The organism is Amycolatopsis pittospori (genome assembly GCF_013870525.1).
Classification (GTDB): domain Bacteria; phylum Actinomycetota; class Actinomycetes; order Mycobacteriales; family Pseudonocardiaceae; genus Amycolatopsis; species Amycolatopsis pittospori.
On sequence record NZ_JACBXD010000005.1, the window covers coordinates 37,767 to 56,797 of the forward strand.

Annotated in this window: 19 protein-coding genes; 10 read left to right on the plus strand and 9 right to left on the minus strand. The window is 68.8% G+C overall.

What is annotated here, in order from left to right; translation table 11 throughout:
* Window positions 1-47: 47 nt before the first annotated feature.
* From H5J31_RS04070 to H5J31_RS04085, 4 genes are all read right to left on the minus strand, one after another.
* Window positions 48-953, minus strand: a complete 906-nt coding sequence (locus tag H5J31_RS04070) for an amino acid ABC transporter permease (protein ID WP_181771076.1) — start codon at window positions 951-953, stop codon at window positions 48-50.
* Complete coding sequence (locus tag H5J31_RS04075; protein ID WP_207897401.1) at window positions 950-1,645, minus strand: amino acid ABC transporter permease; 696 nt, start codon at window positions 1,643-1,645, stop codon at window positions 950-952. The genes H5J31_RS04070 and H5J31_RS04075 overlap by 4 nt, the downstream gene beginning before the upstream one ends.
* Window positions 1,646-1,730: 85 nt before the next feature.
* Entirely contained in the window at window positions 1,731-2,588 is an 858-nt protein-coding gene (locus H5J31_RS04080; protein WP_181771077.1) for a glutamate ABC transporter substrate-binding protein, read from the minus strand.
* Between the two features lie 55 nt (window positions 2,589-2,643).
* Entirely contained in the window at window positions 2,644-3,372 is a 729-nt protein-coding gene (locus H5J31_RS04085; protein WP_181771195.1) for an amino acid ABC transporter ATP-binding protein, read from the minus strand.
* A 395-nt stretch (window positions 3,373-3,767) separates the two neighbouring features.
* Between H5J31_RS04085 and H5J31_RS04090 the strand changes: the two genes are divergently transcribed.
* The gene (locus H5J31_RS04090) at window positions 3,768-4,457 is read left to right on the plus strand and encodes a response regulator transcription factor (RefSeq protein ID WP_181771078.1); all 690 of its coding nucleotides are present in this window, start codon (window positions 3,768-3,770) and stop codon (window positions 4,455-4,457) included.
* A gap of 4 nt (window positions 4,458-4,461) precedes the next feature.
* Window positions 4,462-5,868 (plus strand): sensor histidine kinase, encoded by a 1,407-nt coding sequence (locus H5J31_RS04095; protein ID WP_181771079.1) that lies wholly within the window; start codon window positions 4,462-4,464, stop codon window positions 5,866-5,868.
* Window positions 5,869-5,922: 54 nt separating this feature from the next.
* On the opposite strand, the gene H5J31_RS04100 is transcribed toward H5J31_RS04095, so the two are convergent.
* Window positions 5,923-6,834: a TAXI family TRAP transporter solute-binding subunit gene (locus H5J31_RS04100; RefSeq protein WP_181771080.1), complete on the minus strand. Its 912-nt coding sequence runs from the start codon at window positions 6,832-6,834 to the stop codon at window positions 5,923-5,925.
* 16 nt (window positions 6,835-6,850) lie between these two features.
* Between H5J31_RS04100 and miaB the strand changes: the two genes are divergently transcribed.
* Both miaB and H5J31_RS04110 read left to right on the plus strand, forming a co-directional pair.
* Window positions 6,851-8,365, plus strand: a complete 1,515-nt coding sequence (gene miaB / locus H5J31_RS04105) for a tRNA (N6-isopentenyl adenosine(37)-C2)-methylthiotransferase MiaB (RefSeq protein WP_181771196.1) — start codon at window positions 6,851-6,853, stop codon at window positions 8,363-8,365.
* Window positions 8,362-8,823 (plus strand): Rv2732c family membrane protein, encoded by a 462-nt coding sequence (locus H5J31_RS04110; RefSeq protein WP_181771081.1) that lies wholly within the window; start codon window positions 8,362-8,364, stop codon window positions 8,821-8,823. The genes miaB and H5J31_RS04110 overlap by 4 nt, the downstream gene beginning before the upstream one ends.
* Here H5J31_RS04110 and H5J31_RS04115 read toward each other — a convergent pair.
* Both H5J31_RS04115 and H5J31_RS04120 read right to left on the minus strand, forming a co-directional pair.
* Complete coding sequence (locus H5J31_RS04115; RefSeq protein ID WP_181771082.1) at window positions 8,820-9,269, minus strand: hypothetical protein; 450 nt, start codon at window positions 9,267-9,269, stop codon at window positions 8,820-8,822. The two genes, H5J31_RS04110 and H5J31_RS04115, sit on opposite strands and share 4 nt — an antisense overlap.
* Window positions 9,270-9,453: 184 nt before the next feature.
* Window positions 9,454-10,767 carry a DUF349 domain-containing protein gene (locus tag H5J31_RS04120; RefSeq protein ID WP_181771083.1) on the minus strand — a complete coding sequence of 438 codons (1,314 nt, stop codon included), beginning with the start codon at window positions 10,765-10,767 and terminating at the stop codon, window positions 9,454-9,456.
* A gap of 236 nt (window positions 10,768-11,003) precedes the next feature.
* On the opposite strand from H5J31_RS04120, the gene H5J31_RS04125 reads away from it, so the two are divergent.
* From H5J31_RS04125 to dapF, 3 genes are read left to right on the plus strand one after another with little or no spacing between them, the layout of a single operon-like run.
* Window positions 11,004-11,693 (plus strand): class III extradiol dioxygenase subunit B-like domain-containing protein, encoded by a 690-nt coding sequence (locus H5J31_RS04125; protein ID WP_181771084.1) that lies wholly within the window; start codon window positions 11,004-11,006, stop codon window positions 11,691-11,693.
* Complete coding sequence (miaA, locus tag H5J31_RS04130; protein ID WP_181771085.1) at window positions 11,690-12,592, plus strand: tRNA (adenosine(37)-N6)-dimethylallyltransferase MiaA; 903 nt, start codon at window positions 11,690-11,692, stop codon at window positions 12,590-12,592. Before H5J31_RS04125 ends, miaA begins: the two co-directional genes overlap by 4 nt.
* Before the next feature lie 10 nt (window positions 12,593-12,602).
* Window positions 12,603-13,439, plus strand: coding sequence for a diaminopimelate epimerase (gene dapF / locus H5J31_RS04135; RefSeq protein ID WP_181771086.1), 837 nt, complete (start codon window positions 12,603-12,605; stop codon window positions 13,437-13,439).
* Here dapF and H5J31_RS04140 read toward each other — a convergent pair.
* Window positions 13,436-14,686 carry an MFS transporter gene (locus tag H5J31_RS04140; RefSeq protein WP_181771087.1) on the minus strand — a complete coding sequence of 417 codons (1,251 nt, stop codon included), beginning with the start codon at window positions 14,684-14,686 and terminating at the stop codon, window positions 13,436-13,438. The genes dapF and H5J31_RS04140 overlap by 4 nt on opposite strands.
* Window positions 14,687-14,746: 60 nt before the next feature.
* On the opposite strand from H5J31_RS04140, the gene H5J31_RS04145 reads away from it, so the two are divergent.
* From H5J31_RS04145 to H5J31_RS04155, 3 genes are all read left to right on the plus strand, one after another.
* On the plus strand, window positions 14,747-15,244 hold the full coding sequence (locus H5J31_RS04145; protein ID WP_181771088.1) for an ArsR/SmtB family transcription factor: 498 nt from the start codon (window positions 14,747-14,749) through the stop codon (window positions 15,242-15,244).
* A gap of 43 nt (window positions 15,245-15,287) precedes the next feature.
* Window positions 15,288-16,736, plus strand: a complete 1,449-nt coding sequence (gene hflX, locus H5J31_RS04150) for a GTPase HflX (RefSeq protein WP_181771089.1) — start codon at window positions 15,288-15,290, stop codon at window positions 16,734-16,736.
* A 277-nt stretch (window positions 16,737-17,013) separates the two neighbouring features.
* Complete coding sequence (locus H5J31_RS04155) at window positions 17,014-18,027, plus strand: SdiA-regulated/phytase-like domain-containing protein (protein WP_181771090.1); 1,014 nt, start codon at window positions 17,014-17,016, stop codon at window positions 18,025-18,027.
* 97 nt (window positions 18,028-18,124) lie between these two features.
* Here H5J31_RS04155 and lexA read toward each other — a convergent pair whose 3' ends face one another.
* The gene (gene lexA, locus H5J31_RS04160; RefSeq protein WP_407925038.1) at window positions 18,125-18,841 is read right to left on the minus strand and encodes a transcriptional repressor LexA; all 717 of its coding nucleotides are present in this window, start codon (window positions 18,839-18,841) and stop codon (window positions 18,125-18,127) included.
* Window positions 18,842-19,031 lie beyond the last annotated feature (190 nt).

Here is a 19,031-nt window from a genome sequence, read left to right on the forward strand (position 1 = left end):
CCTTGCGTCTGACGCAAGGAAGGGGGCCTTCCTGTACTTGCAGAGAGCTACGTTGCGCGACCGGTGTTGAAGTCGGTCGCGTCGACGACCGACGCCGGCGCGTCGTGCAACGGCTTGGCGCCCTTGGGGGCCTTCTTCCGCCGTGCCAGCTTGTTCTCCAACCAGCTCGCGAGCTGCGTCAGGAGCAGGTTCAGCACGATGAAGATGATCGCGACCACGATCAGCGACGGGATCGTGTTGCCGTAGAGACCGGTGAGCGGTCCCGAAGCGCGGATCAGCTCGTCGAAGTTGATCGTCAGCTGACCGGCCAGCGCGGTGTCCTTGAGGATGACGACCAGCTGGCTCACCAGCGCGGGCAGCATCAGGGTGACCGCCTGCGGCAGCAGGACGTTGATCATCGTCTGGGTCTTGCGCAGGCCCAGCGCGGACGATGCCTCGGCCTGGCCCTTCGGGAGCGCCAGGATGCCCGCGCGGAACACCTCGGCCAGAACCGAACCGTTGTAGAGCACCAGACCGGTGACCGCGGCGAACAGCGGACGGATCTCCGCGTCGATGTCGGTGTAGAAGGAGTAGAACGCTGCCGCGAACACCATCAGCAGGAGCACCGGGATCGCCCGGAAGAACTCGACGATGGCGGCGACCGGGACCCGGATCCACTTGTGGTCCGAAAGCCGGCCGATGCCCAGCAGCGCCCCGATCGGCAGGGCGATCACGATCGACAGCCCGGCCGCCTTCAGGGTGTTGAGCAGACCCGGAAGCAGGAACTGGGTCCACGTCGAACCCTCGATAAAAGGCTTCCAGAGCGCTCCGGCCCACTGGCCCTTCTCGTCGAAGCCCACGTAGACGTAGTAGACGACCAGTGCCAGGACGAGCACGAAAAGAACGCTGTAGAGCCAGTTCCGGGCCCGTGCCTTCGGGCCGGGGGCGTCGTAAAGGACAGCCTGTGTGCTCATCGCTTGACCTCGACCTTCTTGGCGACCCAGCCCAGCAGGAGGCCGAGGGGGAGGACCAGGATGACGAACCCGGCGGCGAAGACGAAGAAGACCGTCAGAAGCGCGTCGGACTCGTTCTCCACCATCGCCGACATCAGCAGCGCCGCTTCGGCCACACCGATGACCGACGCGACCGTGGTGTTCTTCAACAGGGCGATCATCACGTTGGTCAGCGGCGCGATCACCGATCGGAACGCCTGCGGCAGCACGATCAGCGTCAGCACCTGGAAGAAGCCGAGACCCAGCGCACGGGCCGCCTCCGCCTGGCCGACGGGGACGGTGTTGATCCCCGACCGCAGCGATTCACAGACGAACGTCGCGGTGTAGGCGACGAAACCGAGGATCGCGAGCCGGAAGAAGTTGTCCTCCAACGACGTCGTCGAATCCTTCGAAGCCAGGTTGAGCCCCAGGGTGGAGGACAAGCCCAGCGACGTGAAGACGATGATCACCGTCAGCGGGGTGTTCCGGAAGATGTTGACGTAGGCGGTGCCGAACGCCCGCATGATCGGAACGGGACTCACCCGCATCCCCACCAGGATCGTCCCCCAGATCAGGGAACCGATCGCGGAGAAGAAGGTGAGCTTGATCGTCATCCAGAAGGCGCCGAGCAAGTCGTAATCGGGATTGTCGAGGAAATCGAACAAGGTGCTCAACCCAGCCTCGGTATGGGAACGGTGCGCCGCGGTACACGGCGCACCGTTCGATTCCTTTTAGTTCAGCGGCTCAGCGAGCCGGGTTTCAGGAGATGGCCGGGGGCTCGGGGATCTTGTAGCCCGACGGGCCGACGTTCTTCTCCAGAGCGGCCTTCCACGCGCCGTCCTGCTGCATCTTCTTGATCGCGTTGTTGATCGCGGTGACGCTCTCGGTGTCGTCCTTCTTCAGGCCGACGCCGTACTTCTCGTCGGTGAAGCCCTTGCCGACCAGCTTCAGCTTGCCGGGCTGCTGCGCGGCGTAGCCGGCGAGGATCACGTCGTCGGTGGTCATCGCGTCGACGGTCTTGTTGAGCAGCGAGGTGACGCAGTCGGTGTACTTGCCGACTTCCTGCAGCTGAACTTCCTTGGCGTACTTGTCCTTGACGTTCTGCGCCGGGGTCGAACCCTTGACCGAGCAGAGCTTCTTGTTGCCGGTCAGCGACTCGGGGCCGGTGATGTCGGTGTTGTCCGCCTGGACCAGCAGGTCCTGGTGGGCGATGAAGTACGGGCCCGCGAACGAGACCTCGTTCTTGCGCTTGTCGGTGATCGAGTAGGTGGCGACGATGAAGTCGACCTCACCCTTCTTGATCAGGTCCTCGCGCTGCGCGGACTGCGCTTCCTTCCAGGTGATCGCCGACTCTTCGACGCCGAGCTCCTTGGCGATGTACTTCGCCACGTCGACGTCGAAACCGGCGTAGGTGCCGTCGGCCTGCTTCTGGCCCAGACCCGGCTGGTCGAACTTGATGCCGATGGTCAGCTTCTTGTCGTTCTTGGCCTTCGCCACCAGGTTCTTGGCGCCGCTGGAGCCGCTGCCGGCGTCCGACCCGCCGCCACCACAGGCGGTGAGGGCGAGGCCGGCCGCCACGACGGCCGCGCTCATTCGCAGAACTCGGTTCAACCGCATTCTTCTCAGTTTCCTTCCGAATCTTGTCCAGCCTGACCGGCCGGCGGGGAAGTCCTTAGTGGGTCAGGATCTTGCCGAGGAAATCCTTGGCGCGGTCCGTCTTCGGCTTCGTGAAGAACTCGTCCGGGGTGGAGTCCTCGACGATCTCGCCGTCGGACATGAACACCACCCGGTTCGCCGCGCGCCGGGCGAAGCCCATCTCGTGGGTGACGACGAGCATCGTCATCCCGTCCTTCGCGAGCGTGGTCATCACGTCGAGGACCTCCTGGACCATCTCCGGGTCCAGTGCCGAGGTCGGCTCGTCGAACAGCATCACCTTGGGGCGCATGGCCAGCGCGCGGGCGATCGCCACCCGCTGCTGCTGCCCGCCGGAAAGCTGTGCCGGGTACTTGTCGGCCTGGTTGGCGATGCCGACGCGCTCCAGCAGGTCCATCGCGGTCTTGCGGGCCTCGCCCGAGCCGACCTTGCGGACCTTGATCGGCGCGAGCATCACGTTCTCGACGATCGTCTTGTGCGCGAACAGGTTGAACGACTGGAACACCATGCCGACGTCGGCGCGCAGCGCGGCCAGCGCCTTTCCTTCGGCGGGCAGCGGAACGCCGTCCACCGCGATCTCACCGGAGTTGATGGGCTCCAGGCGGTTGATCGCCCGGCACAGCGTCGACTTGCCAGATCCGGACGGCCCGAGCACGACCACGACCTGCCCACGCGGCACCTCGAGGTTGATCTCCTTGAGCACGTGCAGGTCGCCGAAGTACTTGTTCACGGCGGCCGCCTTGATCATCGGCGCCGCCACCTCCGCGGTCATCTGGCCTCCAGGAGCGTTCGTTTGCAGGGGACTGCGGGGTCAGGCACCACGCGATGGCGGAAACCTACTCCCGTCGGACCGGTTGTAAAGGCGGCTTGACCAATACTTAGGGTTTCAAGTCCGTATCGTTCTCAAGCCACCGGACGGCCTCGATCCACGCCCGTCCGGCGCTGATCAGCCTAGACAAGGTGAGGGTCTCCCGTAACCGGGGTCACACAAGATCTGTGACGCATCGTGACCAATGCCGCATGCGGTGGCGGGCTCACTGCTCCGAACGGACGAGCGGTGCGGGCAGCGCGAAGGGTGACTCACCCCATAGAGTCGTTCTTCAGTCGTTGCGGCGCAGGGACGGCGTGAAAGGGACAACACGGGTGCGGGTACTGCTGGTGGAGGACGACGACCGGGTCGCGGGTGCCCTGACGCCCGCGCTGACCCGGCGTGGCCTGACGATCAAACGCCTCGCTTCGGGAGCCGGGGTGCTCGACGCGGTGCACGAGGTCGACGTCGTGCTGCTCGACCTGGGGCTTCCCGACATCGACGGGATCGTCCTGTGCCGCCGGATCCGCGCGGTCAGCGATGTCGCGGTGATCGTCGTTTCGGCGCGGGGCGAGGTCGACGACCGGATCCAGGGCCTGCGGTCCGGCGCCGACGACTACCTGGTGAAGCCCTACGACGTCGACGAACTCGTCGCCCGCGTCGAGGCCGTACGGCGACGGCGCGGAGAGCGCCCGGCCGCGCCCGAGGCCGCCGGAGTCATTCAGGCGGGTGATGTCTCCGTCGATATCGGGCGGCATGAGGTCCACGTCGACGGGCAGCCGGTTTCGTTGTCCCGCAAGGAGTTCCAGGTGCTCGCGCTGGTGGTCACCGCCCGCGGCGCGGTCTGCGCGCGCGATCACGTGCTGAACGAGGTCTGGGGCCATCGCGGTCCCGCCGAGAGCCGCTCGCTCGACGTTCACGTCGCCACCCTGCGGACCAAACTGGGCAGGCCCGCGCTGATCGAGACCGTCCGCGGCGTCGGGTACCGCCTCGGCGGCGCCTACGGCCCGGCCGAAGAGGGCTGACCCGGTGCGGGTCCGGCTGCAGGCGATCGTGCTGACACTGGTCGCGGCCCTCGTGTTCGGCCTCGGCGTCCCGCTCGCGCTCAGCGTGGCGGCCAGTGTGCAGCTCGACCTCTTCCTCGACCGGCTCACCGACACCTCCCGGTTCGCTTCGCTCGCCCAACGGCCGCTGGTGGAGAACCGGCCAGGCCTGATCGAGGACGAACTCAACCGCTACACCGAGGTCTACGACGTGCCGGTGGTGGTCGTCGACCAGGACGGCGAGATCGTCGCGAAGGCGGTCATCGAACCGGCCCTTCGCATCGATCTGAAAGACGCCGTGATCGCCTCGCACGTCCAGGCCGCGCTGGCCGGAAGGCGGTCGGAGCCGGGGGCGATCCTGATGCCGTGGAACTCCGAGCGCCTGGTGATCGCGGAGCCGATCCTGATCGACGGCGAGGTGCGGGGCGCGGTGATCACCTCCTCCTCGACCGAGAAGGCCCGCGCCGCGTTGCTGTGGTGGTGGCTGCTCATCGCGGCGGGGGCGGTGCTCGCGTTCAGCCTGGCGCTGCTGGTCGCGGTGCCGGTGGTGCGGTGGATCCTGCGCCCGGTGCGGCGACTCGACGACGCGACCGGGGAACTGGTCGCCGCCGTGGTCAGCGGCCGGGAGGTCCAGCGGGTGGGGGAGACGGGCGGGCCGCCGGAACTGCGGCAGCTCGAACGGTCCTTCGACCGGATGGCCGCGAGCGTCGACGAAGCCCTGTCGGCACAGCGCGCCTTCGTCGCCGACGCCTCCCATCAGCTGCGGAACCCGTTGACCGCGTTGAAGATCCGGCTCGGCAACCTCGACGGGCACGTCGACGACGACCTGGCCGCGGCCGACCTCGAAGCCGCCGTCGTGGACGCGCGGCGGCTCAACCAGATCCTCGACGAACTCCTGTCGCTGGCCAGGGCCGAGGCTTCCGGCGGCGAGCTCGTGCCCGTCGACCTCGACGAGGTCGTCGGCGCCCGGATCGCCGACTGGACGGTGGTCGGCGAGACACGAGAGATCGCGCTGGTCTCGTCCGGGCTCGGCGGCGGTCTGAGAGTGCTGACGCCGGCGCGCGGGCTCGAAGTCGTCCTCGACGCTCTTCTGGACAACGCGCTGAAGTTCAGCGGACCGGGCACCGAGGTGCGGGTCGCCGTCACCGTCGCGGACGGAAAGGTGGACATCGCCGTCCGCGACCACGGGCCGGGCCTGCGCGAGGAGGAACTCGAACGGGCGGCGGACCGGTTCTGGCGCAGCACCGCGCATCAGAACGTGCCCGGATCCGGGCTGGGCCTGGCGATCGTCACCGAGATCATGACCCGCTCGGACGGTTCGCTCCGGCTCGGCGCGCCCGAGGGCGGCGGCCTCGAGGTCACCGTGACGCTGCCGGTCGTCACTCCGTCCTAGCGGGCGCTGCCCGGTGGGCGACGGAGGCCCGACCCTCCCGGTCGTCGATCAGCCCTAGTCCTTGAGCGAACGGAAATAGCGCAGCGCACCCGGATGCAACGGCAGCGGGGCCGTTTCGATGGCGGGGTGGATGTCGATCGACAGCGCCGCGCCGGCCGCCTTAGCCAGCGCGCCGCGTGCGTCGAACAGGCCCCGCACCAGGGCTTCCGCGAGGTCGTCTGACATCGAAGCGGGCACGACCAGGAAATTCGGCAGTACGAGCGTGGTCACCGGCGCCTTGAGGTTGTAGGCCGTCACCGGGATGGTCGCCGTGCGGTAGACCGGACTGGTCGCCCGGAGCGCGTCAGCCAGGTCGGTGATGTCGAGCAGCCGGAGACCCACCGTCCGCACCCGCTCCGTGATCGACGGCGTCGGTACGCCACCCGACCAGATGACGGCGTCGATCTGCCGGTTCTCCAGCGCCGGCAGCGCCTCGGTGAGACCGAGGTTGCGCCGGTCGATCGCGCCGGTCAGCCCGGACACCTTCAGCAGCTGCTTCGACAGGAACTCGACGCCCGAGTCCGGCGAACCGATCGCGACCTTGCGTCCGCGCAGCTGGGCGAACGAGGTGATCGGGGAGTCGGCGCGGACGATGACGTGCAGGTAGTCGTCGTGGACGCGGGCGAGCGCGGCCAGCCCGGCGGTGTGCTCCGTGGCGACGTCGGCGGCCACGAACGCGACGTCGGCCTTCCCCGCGCGCACCCGGCCGATGTTGTCCGGCGAGCCCTGGGTCTCCTGGACCTCGGGGCGCGCGGAATCCAGCTCCGCGGCCCAGGCGTCGGCCAGCGGCTCGGCGAGCTTGTCGTAGACGCCGCCGTCGAGCCCCGCCGCGATGCGCACACGCGAGCCGGACAGATCGGGCCCGCACCCGGTGACCAGGGCACAGACCACGACCAGCCCCACCGCCAGTGCGCCCCGTCTCCTCATGAGGGTCGATCGTGCCATGGAACCCCGCCCGCGTACCCTCGAAGGCGAGATGAGCGCGCGTACTTACCAGATCCGCACCTTCGGCTGCCAGATGAACGTGCATGACTCCGAACGTCTTGCCGGGCAGCTCGAGGACGCCGGCTACGTTCCGGGTGACGGCGAGGCCACACCCGACCTGATCGTGTTCAACACCTGCGCGGTGCGGGAGAACGCGGACAACAAGCTGTACGGCACCCTGGGGCATATCCGGCCGCAGAAGACCGAGAAGCCGGGCATGCAGATCGCCGTCGGGGGCTGCCTCGCGCAGAAGGACCGCGGCGAGATCGTCAAACGCGCGCCGTGGGTCGACGTCGTGTTCGGTACGCACAACATCGGCGCGTTGCCGACGCTGCTGGAACGCGCGCGGCACAACGCCGAGGCCGAGGTCGAGATCCTCGAATCCCTCGAAACCTTCCCCTCGACGCTGCCGGCGAAGCGCGACTCGGCGTACGCGGGCTGGGTGTCGATTTCGGTGGGCTGCAACAACACCTGCACCTTCTGCATCGTGCCCGCGCTGCGCGGCAAGGAACGCGACCGCCGTCCCGGCGAGATCCTGGCCGAGGTCGAGGCCCTGGTGGCCGAGGGCGTGCTCGAAGTGACCCTGCTCGGCCAGAACGTGAACTCCTACGGCGTCGAATTCGGCGACAGGCTTGCCTTCGGCAAGCTGCTGCGCGCCTGCGGCGCGGTGGACGGCCTGGAGCGAGTCCGGTTCACCTCGCCGCATCCCGCGGCGTTCACCGAAGACGTCATCGACGCGATGGCCGAGACGCCGAACGTGTGCCACCAGCTGCACATGCCGCTGCAGTCCGGCTCGGACCGGGTGCTGCGCGAGATGAAGCGCTCGTACCGCTCGGCGAGGTACCTGAAGATCCTCGACCGCGTGCGCGAATCGATGCCGGACGCCGCGATCACCACCGACATCATCGTCGGCTTCCCCGGCGAGACAGAGGAGGACTTCCAGGCCACGCTGGACGTCGTCGCGCAGGCGCGGTTCTCCAGCGCGTTCACCTTCCAGTACTCGATCCGGCCGGGCACACCCGCCGCCGAGATGGACGGACAGCTGCCGAAGGAGGTCGTTCAGGAGCGCTACGAACGGCTCGTGCGGCTGCAGAACGATATCTCCTGGGACGAGAACAAGAAGATCGTCGGCCGCCGCGTCGAGCTGCTGGTCGCCTCCGGTGAGGGCCGCAAGGACTCCGAGACGCACCGCATGAGCGGCCGCGCCCGCGACGGCAGGCTCGTCCACTTCACGCCGAGCGGGCCGCTGGTCGACGGCTCGGTGCGGCCGGGCGACGTCGTCGAGACCGTGGTGACCTACGGCGCCCCGCACCACCTCGTCGCCGACGGCGACCTGCTTTCGCACCGCCGCACCAAGGCGGGCGACAACTCCGAGGCCGGGCTCCGGCCGAAGACCAACGGCGTGACGCTGGGCCTGCCGGGCTTCGGTGCCCCGGCCGTCACACCGGAACCGGTGAGCGGGTGTGCGCTGTGACCGAACCGAAGATCGACGAACTCGCCGCCGAGATCGACGAGGTCGGTGCACGCGCGGCCAAGACGATCGAGCTGGGCAGGCGCGGGTTCACCATCTCCGTGCTCGTGTTCGTGCTGCTGATCGCGCAGCTGCTGCCGTGGGTCGGCGAACACGCCGGCTGGGAGGTGCTGCTCGGCCGCGGCGGCGGGATCCCGCAGCTGTTCGCCGCGACCTCCACCGGTATCGGCGTGTTCGCTTCGGCGGTCGCGCTGGTGACCCGGCGCTGGTGGCTCGCGTGGGTCTGCGCCGCGGGCGGCTGGTTCGCCTCGGTCGACGGCATGCTCGCGATCTGGTCCCAGCAGTCCTCGCACGCGACCGGCGCGGCCGGTGGCGGCCCGGGCTTCGGACTGATCATCGCCTGGATCGCCACCGTGTCGCTCGCCATTTACTGGATGCGTGCCGCCTTCTCGCGGAGCTAGCCGACCCGCAGCGTCAGGTTGCTGGACGTGTACGCGCTCGCGTACAGCGTCGTCTCGGGGTGGTAGGCCCGCAACGTGATCACCGCGCTGAGGGAGAAACTCAGCTTCAGGGAGAACGTCGAGTTGGGCCGGCACGTGGTGTCGGCGATGTTCACCCAGACACTGCCCTGAAGCTGCTGCACGATGATGGCTTCCAGGCTTTCGGTCCCGTCGGCCCTGGCGCCTTCTTCACGCAAGGCGCCCTTGAGGGTGACCTTTTCGTTGACCTTCGCCTGCTTCTTGCTGAGCGAGGCGTCGAGTTTGACCTTCTTCTTGCTGATTTCGGGAGCGGCCGGGACCGGGGAACCGATCGCCGACGCGGCCGGGGCGAGCCCGGCCACCAGGGCGCAACTGATCGCCAGGGCGGTGAACGCCCGGCGCACTGGGGAAATCAGTGTGTGGTTCATGATCGAAGTGGAGCACGGTTGAGCGCGGAGAGCGCCCGAATACGCACTAAGAGGCGAAGCTTCGCTCCATAGTGGAGTTACGCGACCGGCTCGCCGCTTCGCCCCCTCAAATGCCATGAATGGCCCGTTACTTGCAAAATTTGCAAGTAACGGGCCATTCATGGCACGAAAGAAGCGCGAGAGCCTACCGGTCCGCGATGGCCGCTTCAGCCGCTTCGAGCCACTCGCGCCACTGCGCGGCCTGCTCGTCCGCCTTCTTCGCGCGACGCTCGTCGCCCGCCGCACGGGCCTTCGCCGCCTGCGACTCGAACTGCTCGACCCGCTCGCGGAACTGGGCAGCCCTGGCCTGTGCCTCCGGGTCGGTCCGCCGCCACTTGCTGTCCTCGGCCGACTTGATCGCGTCCTGCACGGTCTTCAGACGGCCGTCCAGTTCGCGGATGCGCTCGCGCGGGACCTTGCCGATCTCGTCCCACTGCTCCTGGATGCGGCGCAGGTGGTTCTTCGCCGCTTCGAGGTTCGCGGCCGGGTCGATCTTCTCGGCTTCGACGAGCAGCTGTTCCTTCTGCTGCGCGTTGGCCGCGAATTCGGCGTCCCGCTCGGAGAACACCTCCGACCGCCGGGCGAAGAACTTGTCCTGCGCCGCGCGGAAGCGCTGCCAGAGCGCTTCGTCGCTGTCCTTGGGCGCGCGACCGGCGGCCTTCCACTCGGTCATCAGGTCCTTGTAGCGGCCCGCGGTGTCGCCCCAATCGGAGGACTCGGACAGCGACTCGGCCTCGGCGATCAGCTCTTCCTTGCGGTTCTTGGCGCCCGCCCGCTGCTTGTCCAGCTCGGCGAAATGCGAGCCGCGACGACGGTTGAACGCCTCGCGGGCCTTGGAGAACCGCTTCCACAGTTCGTCGTCGGTCTTGCGGTCGACGCCCTTGACGGTCTTCCACTCGTCCAGGATCGCGCGCAACCGGTCGCCGGCGGCCTTCCACTGGGTCGACTCGGCGGCGAGCTTCTCGGCCTCGTCGGCGAGGGCCTGCTTGCGGACGACGGCGGCCGCGCGAGCCTCCTCGCGCTCCTGCTTGGCCGAGGCCAGCGACTTCTCGGCGTGCGCGATGACCTGCTCGATACGTCCGCTCAGCGCGGCGAGGTCGCCGACGACGGCGGCTTCGGCGAGGCCGTCCCGCAGCTGGGTGGCGGTCGCGAGCGCGTGTTTCGGATCGCCCGCGCCGGACTCCAGGCGTGTCTCCAGCAGCTCGACCTCGGTGCGCAGGTCGTCGAACCGGCGCGCGTAGTGGAGCAGACCCTCGTCCGGGCTCCCCGCCTGCCAGACGCCGACCGCGCGTTCGCCGTCGGGCGTGACGACGTAGACCGTTCCTTCTTCGTCGACCCTGCCCCAAGCGGACGGGCTGGGCTCGGCGGGCGGCACGGGGGGTGCGGCGTGCCCGCCACCGAGCGCGTGCGGCACCGGGTGCGGAGCCGGGGTACCGGTGGACGTGTTCTCCTGGGCCATCGCAGGCTCCTTATCGCCTGTACGCCCGCTGGTGCGGGCGCCCCGCCTAGCGGCGGGGCCGGGTAATGCGTTGCCGTCTTGCTTCCGGGGTATCAACCCCCTTGCGGCATTCAAGCAGCTCAGCGTCCACCGTGGAACCGGATGAATCACCAGAGAGCCGTGATCCTACTTCCGGTGGACGCTTCGTGTCGGTGGGTTGCCGGTCGTTCGGGGGCGGGAAGGTAACGTCGGCGGCCGTGATCCGCCGTGTCGCCGTGCTCCCGCAACCCCCGCTGCTCATCCCCGAATTGGCCGCCGGAGCGGCCGACGAGTGCGCCGAGCTGCGCGAAGCCTGCCTCCGAGCCGCACAACGGCTGACCAGCGCTTCCGTGGACTGGCTCGTCATCGGAGCGGTGCCGGGCGCGCCGGAGGTGCCCGAACACGCGAGTGGCTCCTTTCGCGGGTTCGGCGTCGACATCGGTGTCTCACTCAGCCGGGTGACAGCGCCCGAAACCGAACTCCCGCTGCCCGCGCTCGTGGCGGGCTGGCTCCGCGAGCGGGCGGGCGCGTCCTCCGTCCGAGTTCGCCTCGTCGATCCCGCGACACCGTCCGGCCAGTGCGAACAGCTCGGCGATGAGCTGAGGGAGGCCGCCGCGGTACTCGTCCTCGGTGACGGTTCGAGCCGGCACGGCTCGCGTTCCCCAGGGGGCGAAGACGAGCGCGCGGAGGGCTTCGACACCGGGATCCGCGACGCTCTGGCCAAGGCCGACGTCGGCGCGCTGGCCGCCCTCGACCCCGTCCTCGCCACCGAACTCGGCGTCGGCGGCCGCGCGCCCTGGCAGGTCCTCGCCGGCTTCGCGACCGACGAGGACTGGGCCGCCGAAGTCCTTTACTCGGCCGCGCCGTTCGGCGTCGGGTACCACGTCGCCGTCTGGGAGCACGCGTGATCAGGCCGGTGGCGGTCGTCGGCCCCACGGCGACCGGGAAGACCGCTCTCGCGGTGGAACTCGCCCTCACCCTCGGGGGTGAGGTGGTCAACGCCGACGCGCTGCAGCTGTACCGGGGGATGGACATCGGGACGGCGAAGGCGACCGTCGAGGAGCGGCGAGGCGTGCCGCATCACCTCCTGGACGTCCTCGACGTCACCGAGACGGCGTCCGTAGCCGCGTACCAGCGCGACGCCCGCGTACGGATCGAAGAGCTCCTCGACGCCGGGAAGGTGCCGATCCTCACCGGCGGTTCCGGGCTCTACATCCAGGCCGTGCTCGACGACCTCAAGTTCCCGGGAACGGATCCCGCCGTGCGCGCCAGGCTCACCGCCGAGGCCGACGAGATCGGCACTGCCGCCCTGCACGCCCGGCTCGGCGAACTGGACCCGATCGCCGCCACGGCCATCCTGCCGACCAACACCCGCCGCATCGTGCGGGCGCTCGAGGTCATCGAGATCACCGGCGAACCGTTCTCGGCGAACCTGCCGAAACCCGGTCCCGCGCGCTTCGACACGGTCCTGATCGGCATCGACCGCGATCCCGCCGAACTCGACGCCCGCGTCGACCGCCGTGTGGAGATCATGTTCGAAGCCGGTCTCGTCGCCGAAGTCCAGATGCTGCTGCGACAAGGACTCCGCGACGGGCTCACCGCTTCGAGGGCGCTGGGCTACCAACAGGTGATCGCCGCGCTGGACGGCGAAGACGACTTCGCGGCCGCCGCCGAGGCCACCGCTCAGGCCACCCGGAGGTTCGTGCGGCGGCAACGTTCCTGGTTCCGGCGCGACAAGCGGATCGAGTGGTTCGACGGTGGCTCGGAGCGGCTGGCCGAGCGCGTCCTCGACGTGGCGGCCCAGTAACCTGAAGCCCATGGGCGGCATCGAATTCCTTAAGGGACACGGCACACAGAACGATTTCGTGCTGCTTCCCGACCCCGCCGGCCGCCTTGAGCTGACCGAGGCCCGGGTGGCGGCGCTGTGCGACCGCCAGCGCGGTCTCGGAGCCGACGGTGTGCTGCGCGTCGTCCGTTCGGACGCACTCGGCGCCGAGGCCGAAGAGTCGGCGGGCGAGTGGTTCATGGACTACCGCAACGCCGACGGCTCGATCGCGGAGATGTGCGGCAACGGCGTGCGGGTCTTCGTGCGCTATCTGGTCGATTCCGGGCTCGTGACCGAGCGCGACTTCGTCATCGGCACCCGCGCCGGCGACCGGCCCGTGCAGATGCACGCGGACGGTTCGGTGACCGTGCAGATGGGACCGGCGACGATCACCGGGACCTCCGTGACCGTCGTCGCCGGGAAGCCGTTCTCCGGGGTCGCGGTGAACGTCGGCAACCCGCATCTGGTGTCGGTCGTCGAGGACGACGTCGACGAACTGGACCTGCGCGACCAGCCCGACTTCGACGAGGACGTGTTCCCGGACGGCGTGAACCTCGAGTTCATCAATCTCTTGGGGGACAACGCGCTGAAGATGCGCGTCCACGAACGCGGCGTGGGCGAGACGCGGTCCTGCGGCACCGGCACGGTCGCCGCCGTCGCGGCCGCCCTGCACCTCGCGGGCACCGACACCGGCGAGGCGACCGTCGACATCCCCGGCGGCCGGGTGATCGTTGAGGTGCGCCGCGGCGCGTCCACCCTGACCGGCCCCGCCGAGATCGTCGCGCGCGGCGAACTCGACGAGGACTGGTGGGCGGGTCTCGGGGCCTAGCCCACGGGCTGGGCGATCGGTTCGCTCGGCAGGTCGCGAAGCTTCCGAAGCGGGGAGAAGACCACCCACAGGAGAGCCGCGGTCTCGCCGGCCACGGCGACCCACAGCGTGCCCCTGATCCCGATCGCCTCGCCCAGGACACCGCCGAGCAGCCCGCCCAGCGGCAGCATCCCCCAGACGACGAACCGCACACTCGCGTTCATCCGGCCGAGCAACCGGTCCGGGCAGACGGCCTGCCGGTAGGAGACCTGCGCGACGTTGTAGACGATGATCCCGAATCCGGCGATCATCGTGGCCACCGGGAACAGGAGGACTCGCCAGCCCGGCGCGGCCAGCGGGAGCAGCAGGTAGAACGGCCAGGTCAGCAGCGGAACGAGCCAGATCGACCGGGCCTGCCCGATCCGCCGGGTGATGGCGTTGGCGAAGATCGCACCCGTGATCCCGCCGATGCCGCCGATGGCGAGCACGACGCCGACCGTCGCGGGCGACAGGCCCAGATCCCGGTTCAAGAACAGGATCTGTACCGCGGTGAAGGCGCCGTTGAACAGGTTGGCCGTCGCCGTGCAGGCGACGATCGAACGCAATGTGGTGTCGGTGAAGACGAACCGCAGTCCCTCGGCTATCTGAGGGAGCAGCTTCGCGTCTTCGTGCCGCTCGGGCTCCGGTTCGACGGTGCGGATCCGCAGCAGGAACAGCGCCGAGGTGAGGAAGCCGAGCCCGGTCGTGAGCACGGCGTTCGCCGCGCCGATCAGCTGGACCAGTCCGCCGCCGATACCCGGACCGGCCAGGAAGGCCACGGATTGGCTGGCCTGGAGCTTCGCGTTGCCTTCGAGAAGATGCTCGCGGCCGACCAGCGTCGGCAGATACGACTGGTAGGCGATGTCGAAGAACACCGTCGCCGTGCCGACGAGCGTGGCGACCACGATCAGCTGGGTCAACGACAGCATCCCGGCCCACCAGGCCACCGGGATGCTGAGCAGGAGCGCGGCGCGGACGAAGTCCGCCCGCAGCATCAGCGTGCGGCGGCGCATCCGGTCCACCCACACCCCCGCGGGCAGTCCGATGACCAGGAACGCGATGGTTTCGGCCGCGGTCAGCAGCCCCATCTGGAACGGCGTGGCGGCCAGCACGGTGGCCGCGAGCAGCGGGATCACGGTGTGCCCGGCGAACGCGCCGACCTGACTGGCCGTGTCCCCCGCCCAGAGCCGCCGGAAGTCGGCATGGAAGAAGAGTGAGTCTCTGCGCACCGGGCCACCCTTCCGCGAGTGATTGGAAAGTGTCAATCACTTTTCGCCTAAGCTTGCGCGGTGTCCGAATCACGACGTGCCGCCACCGAGGCCGAAGTCGCCGCCATGGCCTCCGGAATAAGGCTGCGCATCATCCGGTTGACGTACTCGGAGGCGCTCACCAACAAGGAACTCGCGGACCGGCTCGACCGCGACCCGGCGACGACACTGCACCACGTGCGCCGTCTCGTTGACACGGGCTTCCTCGAAGCGCTCCCTCCGAGGCGTGGCGCGCGTGGCGCGAAAGAAATTCCGTATCGCTCGACCGGGTTGTCCTGGCATCTTGATTCCCGCGACAAGGGGATCGATCAGGCGATTTTCGAGGCTTACCTGGAAGAGATCGCCGACGCCGGATTCGACGACGTGCATCAGACGAGGCTGGTCCTCCAGCTGCCGGACGAGCAGATCGTCGAGCTCGAGCAGAGGATCAACGAGCTGTTCGAGGAGTTCCTCGCCCGGCCGGTGGATACGAAAGCGAAGCGGGCGGCGATCTATCTGTCGAGGTATCCCAGCAGGTAATGAATTCGGTCCCGACGCCGAAACGTGGGACCATGGAGGCACGATGACGGAACTGACACACAGTGATTTGGAAAACCGGGACCTGAACGACATGGACCCTTCGACCGGCGAACTGGAGCTCGAGGACCGCGCCTCGCTCCGCCGGGTAGCGGGCCTGTCCACCGAACTCGCGGACGTCACCGAGGTCGAATACCGGCAGCTGCGCCTGGAGCGCGTCGTTCTGGTCGGTGTGTGGACCGAGGGCAGCGCCCTCCAGTCCGAGGCCTCGCTCGCCGAACTCGCCCGGCTGGCCGAAACGGCCGGCTCCGAGGTACTGGAAGGCCTGGTGCAGCGGCGGATCCGCCCGGATCCCGCCACCTACATCGGCTCGGGCAAGGTCAAGGAACTGCGCGACATCGTGACGGCCACCGGGGCGGACACGGTGATCTGCGACGGTGAACTCTCGCCCGGCCAGCTGCGCCAGCTGGAGGAGAAGGTCAAGGTGAAGGTCATCGACCGCACCGCCCTGATCCTCGACATCTTCGCGCAGCACGCCCGCTCCAAGGAGGGCAAGGCACAGGTCGAGCTGGCTCAGCTGCAGTACCTGATCCCGCGGCTTCGCGGGTGGGGTGCCGCACTGTCCCGGCAGGCCGGTGGCCGCGCGGGTGGCGCCAACGGTGGTGTGGGTCTGCGTGGTCCCGGTGAGACGAAGCTCGAAACCGACCGGCGGCGGATCAACAAGCGCGTGGCGAAGCTGCGTCGCGAGATCGCCGCGATGGACACCATCCGCGAGACCAAACGCGGTCGCCGGGTGGCCAACGAGGTGCCGAGCGTCGCGATCGTCGGCTACACCAACGCCGGCAAGTCGAGCCTGCTCAACGCCCTGACCGGCGCCGGTGTGCTGGTCGAGGACGCGCTGTTCGCCACGCTGGACCCGACGACCCGGCGGGCGCAGACCACCGACGGCCGTACCTACACGCTGACCGACACCGTCGGCTTCGTCCGGCACCTGCCGCACCAGCTGGTGGACGCGTTCCGGTCGACGCTGGAGGAGGCGGCCGGTGCCGACCTGCTCGTGCACGTCGTCGACGGGTCCGACCCGACGCCGGAAGAGCAGGTCAACGCGGTCCGCGAAGTGCTCGCCGAGATAACGAAGCGCCGTACCGAACCGCTCCCGCCGGAGCTGCTGGTGATCAACAAGGCCGACGCCGCCGACGAGGTGTCGCTGGCCCGGTTGCGGCACCAGATGGCCGGTTCGGTGCAGGTGTCGGCGCGGACGGGCACCGGCATCACCGAGCTGGCCGAAGTGATCGCGGAGCGGTTGCCGAGGCCGGAGGTCGTGGTCGAGGCCTTGATCCCGTACTCGCGAGGCGAGCTCGTCTCCCGCGCCCACGCCGACGGCGAGGTGCTGGAAGAGGAGCACGTCGAGACCGGTACCCGGCTGCTCGTCCGGGCCCGGCCCGATCTGGCCGCCGCCCTGGGCGAATTCCAGACGGACGGCTCGGCGCTGTAGACGACTCGGGCTCCCGCATTTAGAGGACTAAATGCGGGATCCGCCGGACGGGGCGTCGCGACATTTCGGGTCTGGCTCGTTGACGCAAGTCCGTGAAGGCCTCCTTGAGGGACCCAGAGTCCCTCAAGGAGGCCTTCACGGACGTCTGGCGGGTGCGTCCGGTCGGACGTGGCCTACGCGACATTCCGCCGCTTCTCGGCGTCCGCACCGAACTGCGCGCGCTCCCGGACGTCTCCGTAGTGTGGGGCTTCAGGGGTTCCACGGTACGGAGGTGGATGTGCGGGGGCTTATCGCGGCGGCGGTCGTGCTGGGGACGTTCGTCGGCGGGGCCGTTCCCGCTGTGGCGCAGGAGGTCCCGGCGCCACAGCCGGTGTGCACGAACCGCGATTCCCGGCTCAGCGAGTTGTCCGGCCTGGTGTCGGACGGCGAGCGCCTGTACGCCCTCAACGACGGCGGCACCAAGACACAGGTCTTCGTGCTCGGCCGCGATTGCAAGGTGCAGAAGGTCATCTCGGCGGCGACGGATCCGTATGACGCCGAGGATCTCGCGCGCACCCCGGACGGCACCTTCTGGCTTTCCGACACCGGTGACAACCGCAAGCAGCGGGACACGGTCGCGCTGATCTCGCTGACCCCGCAGGGCAAGGCGGCGGTACACCGGCTCACCTATCCCGACGGGCAGCACGACGTCGAAGCGCTGATCATGGACCGTTCGGGCACGCCGTACCTGATCACCAAGGACATGTTCGGCGACTCGAAGGTGTACCGGCCGAAGGGCGCGCTCACCAGTCCCGGCCCGACTCCGCTGGAGAGTGTGGGGTCGCTGCAGTTCAAGGAGACCAAGACACCGGGCGGACCGGTCGGGTCGATCGGCTCGATGACGGTGACCGGGGCGGCGTCGATGGCCGACGGGTCGGTGGTCGCGTTGCGCACCTATACCGACGCCTATCTCTACGCCGTCACCGACGGAGACCTGGCGGGTGCGCTTCAGCGCGAACCCGTGCGCGTGCCTTTGCCGAACGAGAAGCAGGGGGAGGCACTCGCCTTCGACCCGGACGGGACGCTGCTCTCCGGTGGGGAAGGGGTCGGAGAGCAGATCCGCGCGGTGAAGGGCGCGGCCGGGCTCGCCGTGGAGGCGGCGAAATCCGAGGGCGGCACGTCGGGAGGGACGCCCTCGGCCGGTGGCCAGGGCCAGGGTTCCGACTTCCCGTACGTGCAGATCGGTATCGCCGCCATCGTCCTGATCGGCGGATTCCTGCTGGTCGGCAGACTCCGTAAACGGCGCGCCTGACCGAAGCTTGCCGGGTCTGACCCGCGGTCTCGGACGACCCCGGGATCCCGGCGTGCTCCGGCTCTGGACTACTTCGACTCCGGACTACCGGCTTCGACTACAGCCTGCGCAGAACGGCGACGACCTTGCCGAGGATCGTGGCGTCGTCACCCGGGATGGGTTCGTACGCCTCGTTGTGCGGCATCAGCCAGATGTGGCCGTCCTTGCGCTTGAACGTCTTGACCGTGGCCTCGCCGTCGATCATCGCCGCGACGATCTCGCCGGGGTCGGCGGTCGGCTGCTGGCGCACCACGACCCAGTCGCCGTCGGTGATGGCGGCGTCGACCATCGAGTCACCGGTGACGCTGAGCAGGAACAGCTCACCTTCACCGACGATCTCCCGCGGCAGCGGGAAGACGTCCTCGATCGCCTGCTCGGCCAGCACCGGCCCACCGGCGGCGATCCGGCCGACGAGCGGCACGTACGCGGCCTTCGGCATCGCCTGTTGCTGCTCGATGTCGACACCCATCGGGTTGTCGTCGGTCGTGGCCAGCACCCCCACCGCACGCGGGCGGTTCGGGTCGCGTCGCAGATATCCCTTGCGCTGCAGGGCCTGCAACTGGTGCGACACCGAAGAGGTGGAGGTCAGCCCGACCGCCTCGCCGATCTCACGCACGCTCGGCGGGTAGCCGAACCGGCTCACCCACAGCTTGATCACGTCGAGCACCTGCTGCTGCCGCACGGTCAGGGTCTCGTCCACCTCGTAGACCTCGGGCAAGGCGCGCACCTTGCCCGAGCCCCTAGGCGCGCTACCCGCCTTGCTCTCCTTAGCCACCTTCTCGCTCCTTCATCTCCTGCGTCGCCTCCCAGTACGTCCGGTCTCCCGGACCGACTTCGCGTGTCTTCGCCGGTGGCGGACGATCTTCCCGCCCACGGCACCGGCGGCGTCCGCCCAGCAGACGCCCTGGTCAACGACGTTAGCCCGCCGGGACCCCGATTTCAAACATCTGTTCGATGGACACGCC

Excerpts from the sequence above, each read along its gene's own strand:
- H5J31_RS04120 (WP_181771083.1), bottom strand. The coding sequence starts at position 10,767 with ATGGCCCAGGAGAACACGTCCACCGGTACCCCGGCTCCGCACCCGGTG.
- H5J31_RS04070 (WP_181771076.1), bottom strand. The coding sequence starts at position 953 with ATGAGCACACAGGCTGTCCTTTACGACGCCCCCGGCCCGAAGGCACGG.
- H5J31_RS04115 (WP_181771082.1), bottom strand. The coding sequence starts at position 9,269 with ATGAACCACACACTGATTTCCCCAGTGCGCCGGGCGTTCACCGCCCTG.
- H5J31_RS04080 (WP_181771077.1), bottom strand. The coding sequence starts at position 2,588 with ATGCGGTTGAACCGAGTTCTGCGAATGAGCGCGGCCGTCGTGGCGGCC.
- H5J31_RS04100 (WP_181771080.1), bottom strand. The coding sequence starts at position 6,834 with ATGAGGAGACGGGGCGCACTGGCGGTGGGGCTGGTCGTGGTCTGTGCC.
- miaB (WP_181771196.1), top strand. The coding sequence starts at position 6,851 with ATGGAACCCCGCCCGCGTACCCTCGAAGGCGAGATGAGCGCGCGTACT.
- hflX (WP_181771089.1), top strand. The coding sequence starts at position 15,288 with ATGACGGAACTGACACACAGTGATTTGGAAAACCGGGACCTGAACGAC.
- dapF (WP_181771086.1), top strand. The coding sequence starts at position 12,603 with ATGGGCGGCATCGAATTCCTTAAGGGACACGGCACACAGAACGATTTC.
- H5J31_RS04085 (WP_181771195.1), bottom strand. The coding sequence starts at position 3,372 with ATGATCAAGGCGGCCGCCGTGAACAAGTACTTCGGCGACCTGCACGTG.